This window comes from Micromonospora sp. NPDC007271, from assembly GCF_040634005.1.
Lineage (GTDB): Bacteria > Actinomycetota > Actinomycetes > Mycobacteriales > Micromonosporaceae > Micromonospora.
In genome coordinates, this window is sequence record NZ_JBEYER010000091.1 from 12,395 (window position 1) to 27,573 (window position 15,179).

The following is a 15,179-nucleotide window of genomic DNA, read 5'->3' on the forward strand; positions in this document are numbered from 1 at the left end:
TATGGGTTCCTTTCGGTGCCAGGAATGTTGCGTACGGGTTCGGTGCGACGTCAGGGGGCGAGCCGGCGGAGGCTGTCGACCAGCGCGTCCTGCACGGCGGCGGCGTCCAGGCGGAGCACCACGTCGACGTTGGATGGCTCGGGGCTACGACCACCGAGGTCGATGACCGTCCGCCCGTACGTGTGGCGGCCGGCCAGCTCGACGTCGGCGCGGACCCGCACCAGCTCGCCGAGCCCGGGGTCGGCGGCGTACAGGACGGCGCACGGGTCGTTGAGCGGCACCGGGGTGGGCCCGAGGACGTTGCTGCGGTGGGTGCCGCGCAGCGACTGCATCAGCTCCACGGCCAGCGCGGCGGCGGGGCCGGGCAGCTGCGCCACCCGGGCGACGAGGTCCTCGTCGACGGGTACGCCGCCGCTGGCCTCGGTGGGTAGCACGGTGACCGGCACGGGTGCCGAGTAGACGACGGCCGCCGCCTCCGGGTCGCACCACACGTTGAACTCCGCGGCCGCGGTCTTGCCGCCGAGGCCCCAGGCACCGCTGAGGGTGATGATCCGGGCCAGGTCGTCGGCGACGGCCGGGTGCTTGCGCAGCGCCGTGGCAATGTTGGTCAGCGGCCCGGTGGCGACCAGCACGGCGCCGGGCCGGGCCCGCACGGTGTCGATGATCAGGTCGACGGAGTGGCGCGGGTCGAGGGTCACGGCCGGCAGGTCCTCCCGGACCCGGTCCAGCCCCTGCTCGAGGTCGAGGATCCCGGCGAGCACCTGGTCCCGGACCAGCGGCAGCGCGCTGCCGCGACTGACCGGGACGGCCGAGCCGGCGGCGGCCAGGGCGATCGCCGCGTTGCGGGCGGTGTGCTCCGCCACCAGGTGGCCGGCCACGGTGGTGACCGCCAGCAGGTCGAGCCCCGGGTGCCCGACGGCCGCGAGGACGGCGAGCGCGTCGTCGTTGCCGGGGTCGCAGTCGTAGACGATGGGGGTGCTCACGCGGTTGCCTTCGCTTTCTTGAGGATCCGGACGCGGCGCAGCACGCCCGCCTTGGCGAGGCTCAGCGCGACGATCGCGGCGATGTACGGCAGCGCCAGGACCAGCTGGTTGGGGATGGCGCCGCTCTGCAGCCGGTCACCGGCCGCCCCGGCGACGCCGAACAGCGCCGACGCGGCGACCGAGCCGCCCGGCGTGGCGCCGCCGAACAGCATCGCCGCCAGCCCGAGGAAGCCGCGCCCGCTGGTCATGTCGGGCAGGAAGAAGTGCAGGGTGGCCATGGAGAGCTGCGCGCCGGCGAGCCCGCCGAGCACGCCGCTGAACAGCACCGCGATCAGGCGTACGCGGGGCACGTTGATGCCGGCGGCGCGGGCCGCGGCCTCGTCCTCGCCGGCGGCCCGCAGGGCGTAGCCGAGCGGCGTGCGGTACAGGACGATCGACGAGACCGGCACGAGCAGGATCGCCAGGTAGACGATGACGCTCTGCCCGTTCAGCGCCGGCCCGATCACCGGAATCGCCTCCAGCCAGCCGGCCTCGATCCGCCACAGGTCGGGGAAGCTGTCCGGCCGCAGGCCGCCGGGGTTGTGGTAGACCCGCTCCAGCAGGAACACCGTCACCCCCGCCGCCAGCAGGTTGATGCCGAGGCCGGCGACCAGCGGGTCGGCGTGCAGGATCAGCGTCACCACGCCGAACACCAGGGCCATCAGCAGGCCGGCGAGCAGGGCCGCGAGCAGGGCGGCGGCGACGCTGCCGGTGGCCTGCCCGACCGCGATCGCCACGAAGGCGGCGGTCAGCATCATGCCCTCGACGGCGACGTTGAGGATGTTGGCCTGCTGGGTGAACATCGCCGCCAGCGCCGCCAGCAGCACCGGGGTGGTCGACAGCAGCGCGGCGTACAGGAACTGGTTCATGCCCCGGCCTCCTTCTGCACCCTTGCGCGGTGCCGACGACGGAACTCGACGGTCATCAGGACGACGAGCAGACCCGTCAGCAGGCTGACGAGCGAGCGGGGCACGTCCGTGGTGATCTGCATGTAGGCGGCGCCGTTGAGCATGGCCGCGTAGAAGAGGCTGGTCAGCAGCACCGCCACCGGGTGCAGCCGGGCCAGCAGGGCCACGGTCAGCGCGATGAGTCCGAAGCCCGGGGAGAAGTTCTGCTCGAAGCGGTGCCCGGTGCCCAGGACGTAGACCGCGCCGGCCAGCCCGGCGAGGCCGCCGGAGACCAGCATCGCGCGGATGATCTGGCTTTTGGCGCGTACGCCGACGGCCTCGGCGAAGCGCAGGTTGCTGCCGGCGGCGCGCAGTTCGGCGCCCCACGGGGTGCGGAACAGCACCAGCCAGGCCACCGGCACGGTCAGCAGCGCGATCAGGAAGCCGATGTTGGCGGTGGGCAGGCCGGGGATCTGCGGCAGGAAGGACTGCGGCGGCAGCGGCTTGCTGGTGGCGCCGTACGCGGTCGGATCCCGCAGCGGCTTGCTGACCAGGTAGCTGGTGAGCAGCATGGCGATGAAGTTGAGCATCAGCGTGGTGACGACCTCGTCCACGTTGAGCCGGACCTTCAGCTGCCCTGGGATCCAGGCCAGGATCGCCCCGGCCGCCATGCCGGCGGCCATGGAGATCAGGATCAGCGGCACGGCGGGGAGCGTGGGCAGCGCCAGGGCCGCCGCGGCGGCGCTGATCGCGCCGACGTACAGCTGCCCCTCCGCGCCGACGTTGAAGATGCCGGCCCGGAACGAGAAGACGATGCCGATGGCGATCAGCAGCAGCGGCGCGGTCCGCATCAGCAGGTTGCCGACGTTCGCGGGGCTGGCGAAGTTGCCCAGGAAGAGCTGCTGGTACGCGAGCACCGGGTTGTCGGAGACCACGACCACGAGCAGGTAGCCGACGACCAGGGTGAGGACCACCGCGATCAGCGGGCGGCGCGACGCGGACCAGGTCTCGCGTACGCGCCGGCGCAGGGCCGCGCTCCGGGTCTCCTGGTACGCGTCGACGGCCGCCGTCAACTCAGTCATAGTGCTCATGCCGCCACCTCCGCTCGGCCGCCACTCATCAACAGGCCCAGCCGGGTCTCCGTCGCGTCGGCGGCGTCCAGCACGTCGACGATGCGCCCGCGCAGCATCACCCCGATCCGGTCGGAGAGCGCGAGCACCTCGGAGAGTTCCGACGAGATCAGCAGTACGGCGCAACCGCGCTCGGCGGCGGCGAGGATCTGCCGGTGGACGAACTCGCTCGCCCCGATGTCCACCCCGCGGGTGGGTTGGGACACGACGAGGACCCGTGGTTCCCGGGCGAGTTCGCGGGCGAGCACCACCTTCTGCATGTTGCCGCCGGAGAGCGTCCCCACCGGGGTCTCCGGCGCGGCGCCACGGATGTCGTACCGCCGAATCTGCTCGGCGGCGAAGCGGCGCAGCGCCGCCTGCGAGATCAGGCCGCGGCGGACCAGCTTGCCGCGGCCGTAGTTCGACGCGGCGAGGTTCTCCGCCACCGACATGGTCGGGCTCAGGCCCCGGTCCAGCCGGTCCTCGGGGATGAAGGCCATGCCGGCACCGCGGCGCCGGCCCGCCGACCAGCCGGTGACGTCCGTGCCGTCGAGGGTGATCCGGCCGGAGGTGACGGCGCGCAGGCCGGTCAGCGCCTCGGCGAGTTCGGTCTGCCCGTTCCCTTCCACGCCGGCGATGCCGAGCACCTCGCCGGGCCGGATGCCGAAGGTGACGTCCTCCAGCACCGCACGCCCGGTCGCGTCGACGCTGGTCAGGCCCGCGACCGTCAGGTGGTCGTCGCCGCGCTCAGTGCGAGGCGGCACCTGCTTGCGGTCGGCGAGGAAGACGGCGCGGCCCACCATGAGGTCGGCGATCTCCGACTCGGAGAGGCCCGCGTTGTCGCGGGTGCCGACGCTGCGGCCGTGTCGGATGACGCTTACCCGGTCGGCCACCGCCTTGACCTCACGCAGCTTGTGGGTAATGAACAGGACGGTGCGGCCCCGGTCGCGGAGCACCTCGATGACCTTCATCAGGTCGTCGACCTCGGCGGGGGTGAGCACCGCGGTCGGCTCGTCCAGGATGAGGATCTCGGCGTCGAAGGCGAGCGCCTTGATGATCTCGACGCGCTGGCGCTGTCCGACGGTCAGGTCCCGTACCCGCTGGTCGGGGCGCAGCTCGAAGCCGTAGCGGCTGATCAGGGCCGCGGCCGCCTGCCGCATCGCCGCGCGGTCGGCCACGAGGCCGCCCCAGCGGCGCGGCTGCCGCCCGAGGAAGATGTTCTCGGCCACCGTCATCGACGGCACCAGGGTGAAGTGCTGGTGCACCATGCCGATGCCGAGCCGGGCCGCCTCCGCCGGGCCCCCGATGCCCACCGCCCGGCCCCGGACGCTGATCGTCCCGCTGTCCGGCTGGTGGATGCCGGCCAGGATGTTCATCAGCGTCGACTTGCCCGCGCCGTTCTCGCCGCAGATCGCGTGGACCTCCCCGGCGGCGACCGCCAGGTCGATGGACTCGATTGCCACCTTGCTACCGAACGTCTTGCGGATCCCCTGCAGATGCAGGATCGGGTGACCCGCGGTGGAGGCGTCCATATGGCTTCCTTCGCTTGGCACGATCTGGCCGTGGCCGCGACGGCCGTCGGGCGTCCGTCGCGGCCACGGGCCTGACTACTTCAGTACGGAGTCGACCTTGACCTCGCCGCTGACCACCTTCTGCTTGGCCGCGTCGACCTTCTGCTTCACCTCGGTGGGCACGAGCGCGTCGTTGTAGACCAGGGCCACACCGTCGTTGTCCAGGCCGTACACGACCGTCTCGCCGAACTTGATCTCGCCCTTCTCGTACTTCTTGACCGAGTCGTAGACCGAGTTGCCGATCTGCTTGAGCATCGAGGCGAGCACGTTCTTGGGGTGCAGGGCGTTCTGGTCGGAGTCCACGCCGATCGCGTAGTGGTTGGTGTCGGCGGCGGCCTTCAGGATGCCGAGACCGGCGGGGCCGGCAACGTTGTAGACGACGTCCGCACCCGAGTTGAACAGCGTCGTGGTCAGGTCGTACGCCTTCTGCGCGTCGTTGAAGTTGCCGACGAACGAGATGTTGACCGCGATCTTGGGGTCCACGGAGGCCACGCCCTGCTTGAAGCCGACGATGAACTCCTGGATGCCGGGCAGGTCCTGGCCCGCGACGATGCCCACCTTCTTGTTGCCCTTGGACAGCGGGAACGTCTTCGGGTCGAGCGAGGCGTTGGCGGCCAGGACGCCGGCCAGGTAGGAGCCCTCGTTCTGGGCGTACCGGATGGACAGGACGTTCGGCGCCTTGAGCTCGTCGTCGAAGAAGACGTACTTCTGGTCGGGGTGCTGGGGGGCGACCGCGGCGAGGTTGTCGTGCATGCCGGGGCCGGTGAAGATCAGGTCGTACTGGCCGGAGTTGGAGACGGCCTCGAGGTTCTGCCGCCACAGCTGCGGGTCGCTCGGCGACGCCTGCAGCAGTTTCGTGCCGGCGCCCTCGGCCTTGGCCCGGTCGAAGCCGGCCTTCGCGGAGTCGTTGAAGCCCTTGTCGCCGAGGTTGTCGGACATCACGTAGACGGCGTTGGTGCCGTCGCCCTTGCCGGCGGCGTTCGGGTCACCGGCCGAGCAGGCCGACATCGTGACGGCAGCCGCGGCCACGGCTGCCAGGGCCACCAGCGAGCGCCGGCGGACATGGAGGTTCTTCATGATGGCGCCTTTCCTGAGGAGCGTTGCGGGGGTGGTGCGAACGGTCTGGATCACGCCGACTCCCGGACGATGAGTTCGGCCTGGAGGGTCAGGACGACGTCCGAGTCGTCGCCGAGTCCGGCGTCGGCGAGCGCCAGGCGGGCCGCCTGGCCGCCCAGTTCGGCGGAGGGCTGTCGGAGGGTGGTCAGGCTCGGGTTCACGTGCTGCGCGACGTCGAGGTCGTCGAAGCCCAGCACGGCCACGTCGTCAGGCACCCGGAGCCCGGCGTCACGCGCCGCGGCCAGCAGGCCGACGGCGCAGAGGTCGTTGGCGGCGAGCACGGCGGTCGGCGGCTCGCCGCCGGCGAAGAGGCGCGCGCCGGCGTGCCGGCCGCCGGCGATGGTGAAGTCACCTTCCACCACCTGGGCGGGCAGTCCGGCCTCGTCCATGACCGTCCGGTAGCCGGCGATCCGCTCGCGGGCGGAAGAGGCCGACATCGGGCCGCTGACGCAGGCGACGCGGCGGTGCCCGCGGGTGAGCAGGTGCTGCGTGCCGTCCGCAGCGGCCTGCGCGTGGTCCACCCGGACGCAGCGGAGGTCGGTTTCCGGCAGGGAGCGGTCGATGAGCACGACGGCGGTGTGCCGCGCGATCGAGAGCAGCTGCGCCGCCACGGTGTCGGTGCTCGGGGTGAAGAGGATGCACGGGGTGTCGAGATCGCTCATGGCCTGGAGGTACGCGACCTCGGCCTCGACGTCGCCGCCGGTGCTGCAGACCACGATGTGCAGGCCCGAGGCGCGGGCGATCTCCTCCGCCCCGCGGGCGACCCGGGCGAAGAACGGGTTGCTGATGTCCGGCACCACCAGCGGCACCAGGGGGGACGCGCCGCCGCTCAGTGCCTGCGCGATCCGGCTCGGCCGATAGTCGAGGCGAGCCGCCGCCTCCAGCACCCGCGCGCGGGTCTCGCCGCGGAACGCCTTCGGATCGCGGAGGATCCGCGACACCGTGGAGCGGTGCACGCCCGCCGCTCTCGCGACGTCGGCGATCGTAGCCATTTCCCCTGCACCTCCTCGTGCACCAGGATACGCAACCGGTTGCGCAACCGGTTGCGTCGAACCATACGTCCTACGGCTTCGTGACTGTCAAGACACGAAATGGAAAAGACCCGGAATCCATCGGGTGCGGCCGGCCGGCGCCACCCCGACCATGGCCGCCTTTACACCTGGTCGTCCCGTTCCTGCCCGACTGTCGGGCGGACGGGGTCACGCCACCCCTGCCGATAGAGGCTGAACGATGGGTTGCCGATCGACTGGGCGACCTCTTGACTGTTGCCCAGGTGGATGGCCCGCCGGGAACGACACCGACCGGAGGACGGACCCGATGACCCTGCAGCCCTGGTTCGCCGCCGCCAAGCTGGGCATCTTCGTGCACTGGGGCATCTACGCGGTCAACGGGATCACCGAGTCGTGGTCGATGTTCAACGGCGAGATCTCGCCGGAGGACTACCTGCGGCAGCTCGACGGCTTCACCGCGCGACGCGGTTCGACCCGGACGCGTGGGCGGAGCTGTTCCACCTCGCGGGCGCCCGCTACGCCGTACTCACCGCCAAGCACCACGACGGCGTGGCGCTGTGGAACACCGACGCCGGCGACCTGTCCTCGTACGGCGGGCACCCGCCGGGCGGGACCTGGTCGCCGGGTACGTCGCGGCGATGCGCCGGCGTGGCTTGAAGGTCGGGCTCTACTTCTCCCACGCGGACTGGTCCCATCCGGACTACGCCACCGTCCGGGGCCCGAGCGTCGACGAGAACTCCGACAACCCGCTGGCGTACGCGCCACCGGGCCGGGAGGATCCAGGGCGCTGGGAGCGGTTCCTGGCGTTCCATCGGGCGCAGATCGACGAGCTGCTCGACCGGTTCGCACCCGATCTGTTGTGGTTCGACGGGCAGTGGGAGCGCGACGAGAGCCAGTGGCGGTTCGCCGCGCTCGGCGAGCAGATCCCGGCCCGCGCGCCGCACACCGTCCTCAACGGACGGCTGACCGGCTTCGGCGACTACGCCACCCCCGAGCAGGGTCTCCCCGTCACCGCGCCGGACGGCCCCTGGAAGCTGTGCCTCACGATCAACGACTCGTGGGGCTACCGGCCGCAGGACCACCACCACAAGTCGGTGCGACAGCTCGTCCGGATCTTCGCCGAGGTGATCGGCGCCCGGGGGGGTGTCCCTATGGCTTCTGTCAAGCGGGCGAGCCTGTAGGGGTTAGCCGGCGGATCAGGTCATCGAGGCAGGTGGTGAGGTCGTTGATCTCGGAGAACTCGTAGTGGGTGCTGTCGACCGAGCCTGTGGCCAGGTCGGCGGTTTCCAGTTCCGCCTCACCGCTGGTCCAGACGATCAGCCAGCCGGCGAGATCGCCGTTGGTGCAGTCGATCCAGGCTGCGGACTTGTCGTAGGTGGGGCCTCGGTGTAGCTGCCATTGGATGCCGAGGCTGCGCAGTTGCGGGGCGTGGTTGTCCACGGCGGCGGCGAAGTCGTCGAGGTCCAGTTCCATCACGCCGGCGATGGTAGGGCGGTCACGGGTCTGTGCTGGTAGGGGGCCTTGTCGCGGAGCATGGCGAACAGGACGTCGCAGCGGCGGCGGGCCAGGCAGATGAGGGCGGCGTTGTGGCGTTTGCCCTGGGCGCGTTTGCGGTCGTAGTAGGCGCGGCTGGTCGGGTCGGCCAGCGCGGCGAACGCCGCGAGGAAGAAGGCGCGTTTGAGCTGCTTGTTTCCGCCGCGGGCGGGATGTTCGCCGCGGATGCTGCTGCCCGAGCGGCGGGTCACTGGGGCCAGGCCGGCGTAGGCGGCCAGATGCCCTGGGGTGGCGAAGGCGCTGCCGTCACCGACTTCGAGCAGGATCCGGGCGGCGGTCCTGACGCCGATGCCGGGCATCGAGGTCAGGACCTCGGCAAGAGGGTGGGCATCAAGCATCCTGTCCACCTCAGCGGCGACCTGGTCACGCTGCTGGAGCACGTCGCGCAGGGTGTCGGCCAGCCGGGGCAGGATCGTCTCGGCCGCAGCGGTGCCGGGAACAATCACGGTCTGCTCGTCCAGAGCGGCCATGATGCGCTCGACGAGGCGTTCGCCCATGCGGGGCGCGTTCTTGTTCGCGATCGAGGTGAGTTTGCGGCGGCCGGCCTTGCGCAGCCCGGCCGGTCCGCCGCAGCGCGAAAGCAACTCGAGGACGGCCTTGTGCTGGATGTTCTTGCCCAGCGCCCGTTCCAGAGCGGGATGGATCTGCGTGAGCAGGCCGCGGATCCGGTTGGTCAGCCGGGTCGCCTCGCCGGCCAGGTCGTCGTCGAAGCCGACCAGGACTTCCAGCTCGGCCAGAGCCTCGTCGCCGACGTCGACGCGGCGCAACGTGTGTGGCAAGGTGCGAGCGGCATCAGCGATCACGTAGGCGTCGCGGGCGTCGGTCTTCGCGGCGCCCGGGTGCAGGTCGGCGATCCGGCGCATCGCGAGTCCGGGCAGGTAGGCCACCTGATGGCCGCAAGCCCGCGCGACCGCGACCGGCAGCGCACCGATCGAAGCGGGCTGGTCGACGATCACAAGGACCGGGCCGTGCTTGGCGAGCTTGTCGAACACCTGCCGCAGTTTGGCCTCGGTGTTGACCAGTGCGGCGTCGTGCAGCCGCTTGCCGTCCCGGTTCAGGGCGACGGCGTGGTGGCCGTCCTTGCCGACATCGAGACCGAGGAACACCTGGTAGTCGCCGTGCATCGCATCGCCTCCCCGCGACGTCGCTCCGGCCCGGTCGCCAGTCTGGCGTCGACTGCCGGCAGCCACGTTACGAAGAGACCTGCCCCAACCCCGGGCGGCCGTGTCCCTATCAGCGGTCCATCGACGCCACCCGGCCCGGCGACAACACCCCCCGGATCATGCGTACGACAGGGGCAGTAAGTCATACCGAGCCGGGCGACCGAGCAGTCCCCGGCTGGGGACGATCAAAAAGGTAACGGGCAATCTGCTGCTCGACGTCGGGCCGAAGCCGGACGGCACCATCACCGGGCCTCCGTGCTGCACACCGGCGCGGAGCTGACCCACCGGGTGGTGGGCGGCTTCGCCGACGTGCCCGGGGTGCTGGACCTCCACCGGGGCAACGGGCACGGCTGACGCGACCGGTCACGGGCCACGACGTCGGGGGCGACCCGGTGGGCGCCGCTCCTCCTCCGCCACGAGGGCCTGTATCCGGCGCATCGTCGCCCCCGGTGCCATGATCGCCTCGCGCCACCGTTCCAGCGTCCTGGTCAACTCCCACACCGTCGCCCGCAGTTCCCGCAGTTCCCGCTGGGAGCCGGTCAGCTGTTCCCGGACGGTCAGCGCCTCGGCCTCCAGTTCGGTGACGCGGGCCCGGAGCGGCTGCACCAGGGCCAGCGCGGTGTCGGTCAGCGCTCCGGCCGTGTCGGCCTTCAGCTTCCGCCGCTGCACGGCGACGGTGGCGAGCACGCCGAGCCCACTGGCACCGCCGAACAACCCGAGCGCGGAGATCACGACCTGCGCCCAGTAGGGAGCACCGGAGTCCTGCGCGGTGATCATGTCTGCTTCGTCGGGCACGGATCGACGCCCGCGTGGTGGAGGCGGATGAGCCAGCGCAGGGACCGCACGATCTCGGCGGAGCGCAGCCAGGAGCCGAACGCCACCGCGCCGACGAACGACGCCGCCACGACCGCCTGTTCCCCGGCGAACACCAGGAGGGAGACGACGTACATCGCGGCGATCGCGCCCAGCATCAGGAGCGCGGCGAGTTCGATGCCGAGCCCGGTGCCGAGTTGTCCCGGCCAGAACATGCCGAGCAGACCCGCCACGCCGGCCACGATGAGGCCGAACTCCCAGCACACCCGGATGACACCGGGCATCGTCAGCTCCACCGACTGGGGCCGGACGTGCAGCACGGTCAGCAGGACACCACACACCGGCGCGGTGCTGAGGACGGCGAACTCGAACACCCGCCGCCTCGCCAGATATTGGAAGCTGCTCACGATTCGCCCCTCTCCCCACCCGCGCTCCGGCACCCACGCACGTGAAGCCGGTGAGCCCCCGTCGCCCGCGGCATCGACGACGTGATACCGGACTTGCGCCGGTGCCACCGACGCATCCAACATATGCCCAGGTCCGCGGCATGTCGGGAGTCGCCGGGGCAAGTGGATCACCGTGACGCTCACCGCAGCAGCTGTCAAATTGCCGACACTTGCCTGGCGGGGCCGGCGAGCGGGTGCGATCAGCGGATGTTGGCGGTGTGGCCGAGGGAGTAGCGGCCCGGCTGGGGCCAGATGGTCAACCCGTGCGGCCCGTTGCCGACGGGGATACGGGCGAGCAGCTTGCCGTCGCCGGTGCGCAGGACGTAGACCTCGTTGTGGTAGCGGCCGGACAGCCACAGCGTGCTGCCGTCGGCCGACAGGCCGCCCATGTCGGGGCTGCCGCCGCCGGGGATCGTCCAGGTGGTGGTGGGTTTCAGGCTGGCCAGGTCGAGCACGGTGATGCTGCCGGCGTCGCGGTTGGTGACGTAGGCGAGCTTGCCGTCGCGGCTGAAGTAGATGCCGTGGGCGCCCTTGCCGGTGGGGACGAACCGGGTCTGCCGGGTCGCCTGCCCGTCGAAGACGTAGACGCCGTTGGCGTGCATGTCGGCGACCAGGAAGTGCTGCCCGTCCGGGGTGAGGCGGGTGTCCTGCGGCATTCCGTCGGCGGCCTCGGTCAGGGTGAACTCGCGCAGCTTGCGGAGGCTGACCGTGTCGAGCACGAGCATCCGGTTGCCGAACTCGCAGCTGAACATCATGATCTTGCCGTCGGCGGAGTAGTCCATGTGGTTCACGCCCTTGCACTCGGGAAACCGCACCGAGCGCACCCGCTGCCAGTTGGCCAGGTCGTAGAAGTCCAGGCGCTGGTAGGCCTCGGCGACCACGATGGCCTGCTTGCCGTCGGGGGTGAAGTAGAGGTTGTAGACGTCCTCCAGCTTCCGGAACGCGCCCGGCTCGCCGGTGCGCGGATCGACCGGGACGAGCCCGCCGTCGGGGATCTTGCTGGAGGCCACGTACAGCGTCCGCAGGTCGTACGACGGCACGACGTGCTGCGGTTCCGGGCCGCCCGGGAACGTGTCGACGACCCGGTAGGTGTTCGGGTCGATGACCGACACGTCGTTGCTCTTGGTGTTCGGCACGTAGACCAGCGCCTTGTCGCCCCGTACCGGCCCGGCGAGCATGTTCGGCCCCGCGCCCGCGTACACGTTGCCGGGGGTCGGGTAGGCGGGCATCCCGGCGACCAACGGCCCGTACGCCCCCACCGCCGGCTTCGACGGGATCGCCCGTGGCCGCTGCCGGTCGTCGTCGGCGGTGGTGGTGCAGGCCGTACCGAGAAGCAGCAGCACCCCCACCAGAAGCCCACTCCGCCGCCAGGTCGTCACCCTCGGCATCCTAATTGTCGTGTTGATGCCGATCGGCCGGTTCAGCAGGAGGCCGGGCGCGGACCCACCCGGTCGGATGACGGCATGTCGTCCCGCCCCACCCGCCGCCGTTTCGGCCTCGGCCCCGGCGCGAAGCGCCCGGACAAATAGGCGTTGACGTGCGGCCATGTCCACGCGAATGAATCTTGACCAGGGGAAAGGGCCGGCCATAGGCTCCGGTCTCACTGCGTCGCAATTCCCAGTGGAAACAGGTACCGACATGCCCCTGTCGAAGCAACCGCCCGGATCAATCCTCACGCGACGGCTGGCCGGTGCCGCCGCGATCCTCCTCCTGTCCGGCACGGCACCCCTCGCGATCAGCGCCCCCGCCGGCGCCGCCGCCCCGGCCGCCACCTGCAGCAACGACCCCTCCGCCCGGCTGTCCACCGTGCCCAGCCCCGAGTCGGTGCTCGGCTTCCCCCTCGGCCTCGGCCAGGAGCGGATGGTCACCAACGACGAGGTCCGGACCTACCTGAACGCCGTCGACCACGCCTCCAACCGCGTGGTCACCGGCGTCATGGCGACCAGCGGACTCGGCCAGCCCCTGCCGTACGCCGTCGTCTCCAGCGAGCGGCACGTCCAGCAGGGCACCCTGCGGCAGATCGCCGACGACATCCGCGACCTGCGGGACCCGCGGCGGACCACGGCGCACAAGGCCGCCGACACGGCGGCCGACCGGCCGGCCATCGTCTGGGTCACGGCCAACGTCCACGGCGGCGAGAAGAGCGGCACGGACGCCGCCCTGAAGACCCTGTACGAGCTGGCCGCCGGCCTGTCCTGCACGGTGCAGCAGCGCAACGACAACCTGGTCACGATCATCGTGCCGACGCAGAACCCGGATGGGCGGGACGCCAGCCGCCGGCAGAACGAGTACGGCTTCGACATGAACCGGGACTGGTTCGCCCGTAGCCAGCAGGAGACCGACGGCAAGATCGAACTGATGCGGCAGTACCCGCCGCAGGTCTTCATCGACGCCCACGAGATGGGCGGCCGGCAGTACTTCTTCCCGCCCAACGCCGACCCGATCCACCACGAGATCGCCAGTGAGGCCGTCGACTGGATCAACCGGATCGGCGAGGCCAACAAGGCCGGGTTCGGCTACAACGGCGCCTGCGGCGGTGCCGTCACGACCGAGTGCTACTTCAACTACTCGACGTACGACCTGTTCTTCATGGGCTACGGAGACACCGTGCCGGCCGCCGGCTTCGGCGCCGCCGGCATGACCTTCGAGAAGGGCAGCTCCTCGGCGGTGGCCGACCGGGTGCAGCAGCAGTTCCACACCCAGTGGTCCACCCTCGGCTGGGCCGCCGCGCACAAGCACGAGCTGCTGACCGGCTACTACAAGATCTGGACGGACGCGCTCGCACAGGGGCGGGCCGGCGCCCTGGAGCCGAACGAGGTGGTCCAGCCGACCAACACCGTCCAGTTCCCGGTGCCGGACGTCAAGATCCGGTCCTACTTCCTGCTCCCCGACCGCCAGCTCGCCGACGTACGCCAGCTGGTCGAGCGGCTGCGCCGGATGGACGTCGAGGTGTACGAGGTGACCAAGTCGACCCGGGTGTCGAGCGCCCGGGTCTTCGGCGGACGCACCGCCACCGACGTCACCGTGCCCGAGGGCGCGTACTGGATCCCGATGGACCAGCCGCAGAAGCACTGGATCCAGGCGATCCTGGGCGAGGACCCGCACGTCCCGTTCCCCTACTTCTACGACGTGTCGTCCTGGAGCAACCCGCTGCTGATGGGCGTGGACACGATCTACACCGGCGACGACGTCCGGCCGCAGGCGCAACTGGTCCGAGGGATCTCCGGCGGCAAGACCTCGGCGGCCGGGGCGAAGGGCTCGTACGCGTACCCGCTGGACTCCGCGGCGGCGGCCGAACTCACCTTCCGGCTGCTCGGCCAGGGCGTGCCGCTCGTCCGTGACCTCGACACCGGCGTGGTCGGATTCCCCGCGAAGAGCCTGACCCCGGAGATCGACCAGCTCGCCCGATCGCTCGGGGTGACCCTGAACCCGCAGGACGCGACGGCCAACGGGACGCCGGTGGGCCTGCCGGACGTCGGGCTGTTCCAGGGCACCGGCATCTCCACCACCTCCGGTTCCCACGGCGAGGCCCGGTACATGCTCGGCAAGCGGTGGGGGCTCGACCTCAAGCCGGTGACCACCGCCGACATCAACGACAACACGTCGGCGTTCACCGAGCGCAGCGTGCTGCTCGTGCCGGACGGCAGCAGCGCGACCGGCGGGCTCACCGCCACCGGGCAGGCCAACCTGCGGAACTGGATCGCCCAGGGCCACACCTACATCGGCCTGCGCAACGAGGGCACCCGCCTGGCCCGGGCCGCCGGGCTCACCTCCACCGTCGAACGGCAGAAGCCGACCGGCTACCAGGTGATCGGCTCGCACCTGCGGGTCGACGTCAACCAGAACAGCCCGGTCGCGCTGGGCCGCCCCGCGGAGGACTTCGAGTTCAACAACGGCGACCCGATTCTGGGCCCGAGCAGCACCGGCACCAACGTGCTCCGCTACCCGTCCGGTGACACCTTCTGGTCCAACGGCTACACCGTCCACGGCGACGCGCTGAAGGGGACGGTCGCGCTGGTGGACGAGCCGACCGGTGCCGGGCGAGCGGTGCTGTTCGCGTTCAACCCGCTGTTCCGGGCGTACAACGAGAACGGTCTGCACCTGGTGGCCAACGCGCTGCTCTACCCGACGGCGGGTGGCCCCGCGGCGCGTACCGTCGCGCCGCAGCGTGCGGGCGGAGTCGATCCGGCCCGCGCCGCCGCTGCCGCCGCCGCGGCCCCGGAGAACCTGGGCGGTGAGTGGCGGCCGATCACCATCGAGGTGGCCGCCGGCGACCTGGCCCGCACCCGGCAGGTCGTGGCCGGCTTCACCGACGCCGCACGGACGTCCGTGGCCGACTCCTCCGCCTACCTGGTGATCCCGAACCCGGAGGGCCTCCAGGTCGACGAGCACCCGTTCCTGGGTGACCTGGTCCGCGCGCTACGGGACGCGGGCCGGGACGAGGCGACCGTCCGGCTCTCCCCGCGCGGCCGGGAACGGCTGCGGGAG

The 15,179-nt window shown here is 71.1% G+C and carries 12 protein-coding genes and 2 pseudogenes; 3 read left to right on the forward strand and 11 right to left on the reverse strand.

Annotated elements, in window-relative coordinates:
- Window positions 1–50 precede the first annotated feature (50 nt).
- From ABZ570_RS26430 to ABZ570_RS26455, 6 genes are all read right to left on the reverse strand, one after another.
- Window positions 51–983, reverse strand: a complete 933-nt coding sequence (locus ABZ570_RS26430) for a nucleoside hydrolase (protein WP_358069062.1) — start codon at window positions 981–983, stop codon at window positions 51–53.
- Window positions 980–1,891 (reverse strand): ABC transporter permease, encoded by a 912-nt coding sequence (locus ABZ570_RS26435; protein WP_358069065.1) that lies wholly within the window; start codon window positions 1,889–1,891, stop codon window positions 980–982. The genes ABZ570_RS26430 and ABZ570_RS26435 overlap by 4 nt, the downstream gene beginning before the upstream one ends.
- Window positions 1,888–3,000, reverse strand: a complete 1,113-nt coding sequence (locus tag ABZ570_RS26440; RefSeq protein ID WP_358069068.1) for an ABC transporter permease — start codon at window positions 2,998–3,000, stop codon at window positions 1,888–1,890. The genes ABZ570_RS26435 and ABZ570_RS26440 overlap by 4 nt, the downstream gene beginning before the upstream one ends.
- On the reverse strand, window positions 2,997–4,550 hold the full coding sequence (locus ABZ570_RS26445) for an ABC transporter ATP-binding protein (RefSeq protein ID WP_358069071.1): 1,554 nt from the start codon (window positions 4,548–4,550) through the stop codon (window positions 2,997–2,999). Before ABZ570_RS26445 ends, ABZ570_RS26440 begins: the two co-directional genes overlap by 4 nt.
- 75 nt (window positions 4,551–4,625) lie before the next feature.
- Window positions 4,626–5,666 (reverse strand): BMP family ABC transporter substrate-binding protein, encoded by a 1,041-nt coding sequence (locus ABZ570_RS26450; RefSeq protein WP_358069074.1) that lies wholly within the window; start codon window positions 5,664–5,666, stop codon window positions 4,626–4,628.
- Window positions 5,667–5,716: 50 nt separating this feature from the next.
- On the reverse strand, window positions 5,717–6,697 hold the full coding sequence (locus ABZ570_RS26455) for a LacI family DNA-binding transcriptional regulator (RefSeq protein WP_358069077.1): 981 nt from the start codon (window positions 6,695–6,697) through the stop codon (window positions 5,717–5,719).
- Window positions 6,698–7,022: 325 nt separating this feature from the next.
- Between ABZ570_RS26455 and ABZ570_RS26460 the strand changes: the two are divergent.
- Both ABZ570_RS26460 and ABZ570_RS26465 read left to right on the forward strand, forming a co-directional pair.
- A pseudogene (locus ABZ570_RS26460) lies at window positions 7,023–7,079 on the forward strand (hypothetical protein); the annotation flags it as partial.
- A 29-nt stretch (window positions 7,080–7,108) separates the two neighbouring features.
- Window positions 7,109–7,896, forward strand: a pseudogene (locus ABZ570_RS26465) (alpha-L-fucosidase).
- Here the strand turns inward: ABZ570_RS26465 and ABZ570_RS26470 are convergent.
- The 5 genes from ABZ570_RS26470 to ABZ570_RS26490 form a co-directional block, all read right to left on the reverse strand.
- Complete coding sequence (locus tag ABZ570_RS26470) at window positions 7,877–8,188, reverse strand: hypothetical protein (RefSeq protein WP_358069095.1); 312 nt, start codon at window positions 8,186–8,188, stop codon at window positions 7,877–7,879. The pseudogene ABZ570_RS26465 and the gene ABZ570_RS26470 sit on opposite strands and share 20 nt — an antisense overlap.
- Window positions 8,188–9,393, reverse strand: a complete 1,206-nt coding sequence (locus tag ABZ570_RS26475) for an IS110 family transposase (protein ID WP_358069080.1) — start codon at window positions 9,391–9,393, stop codon at window positions 8,188–8,190. The genes ABZ570_RS26470 and ABZ570_RS26475 overlap by 1 nt, the downstream gene beginning before the upstream one ends.
- A 402-nt stretch (window positions 9,394–9,795) precedes the next feature.
- Window positions 9,796–10,209 carry a hypothetical protein gene (locus ABZ570_RS26480; RefSeq protein ID WP_358069083.1) on the reverse strand — a complete coding sequence of 138 codons (414 nt, stop codon included), beginning with the start codon at window positions 10,207–10,209 and terminating at the stop codon, window positions 9,796–9,798.
- A complete protein-coding gene (locus tag ABZ570_RS26485; RefSeq protein WP_358069086.1) occupies window positions 10,206–10,652 on the reverse strand; it encodes a hypothetical protein in 447 nt (148 codons plus the stop codon). Before ABZ570_RS26485 ends, ABZ570_RS26480 begins: the two co-directional genes overlap by 4 nt.
- A 239-nt stretch (window positions 10,653–10,891) precedes the next feature.
- Window positions 10,892–12,070 (reverse strand): YncE family protein, encoded by a 1,179-nt coding sequence (locus ABZ570_RS26490; RefSeq protein WP_358069089.1) that lies wholly within the window; start codon window positions 12,068–12,070, stop codon window positions 10,892–10,894.
- A gap of 259 nt (window positions 12,071–12,329) precedes the next feature.
- On the opposite strand from ABZ570_RS26490, the gene ABZ570_RS26495 reads away from it, so the two are divergent.
- On the forward strand, window positions 12,330–15,179 hold a 2,850-nt coding region (locus ABZ570_RS26495), incomplete at its 3' end, for a M14 family zinc carboxypeptidase (RefSeq protein ID WP_358069092.1).

What these genes read in the sequence shown, in the direction of transcription:
- ABZ570_RS26435 (WP_358069065.1), bottom strand. Translation starts at nt 1,891, where the DNA reads ATGAACCAGTTCCTGTACGCCGCGCTGCTGTCGACCACCCCGGTGCTG.
- ABZ570_RS26440 (WP_358069068.1), bottom strand. Translation starts at nt 3,000, where the DNA reads ATGAGCACTATGACTGAGTTGACGGCGGCCGTCGACGCGTACCAGGAG.
- ABZ570_RS26445 (WP_358069071.1), bottom strand. Translation starts at nt 4,550, where the DNA reads ATGGACGCCTCCACCGCGGGTCACCCGATCCTGCATCTGCAGGGGATC.
- ABZ570_RS26450 (WP_358069074.1), bottom strand. Translation starts at nt 5,666, where the DNA reads ATGAAGAACCTCCATGTCCGCCGGCGCTCGCTGGTGGCCCTGGCAGCC.
- ABZ570_RS26455 (WP_358069077.1), bottom strand. Translation starts at nt 6,697, where the DNA reads ATGGCTACGATCGCCGACGTCGCGAGAGCGGCGGGCGTGCACCGCTCC.
- ABZ570_RS26470 (WP_358069095.1), bottom strand. Translation starts at nt 8,188, where the DNA reads ATGGAACTGGACCTCGACGACTTCGCCGCCGCCGTGGACAACCACGCC.
- ABZ570_RS26475 (WP_358069080.1), bottom strand. Translation starts at nt 9,393, where the DNA reads ATGCACGGCGACTACCAGGTGTTCCTCGGTCTCGATGTCGGCAAGGAC.
- ABZ570_RS26480 (WP_358069083.1), bottom strand. Translation starts at nt 10,209, where the DNA reads ATGATCACCGCGCAGGACTCCGGTGCTCCCTACTGGGCGCAGGTCGTG.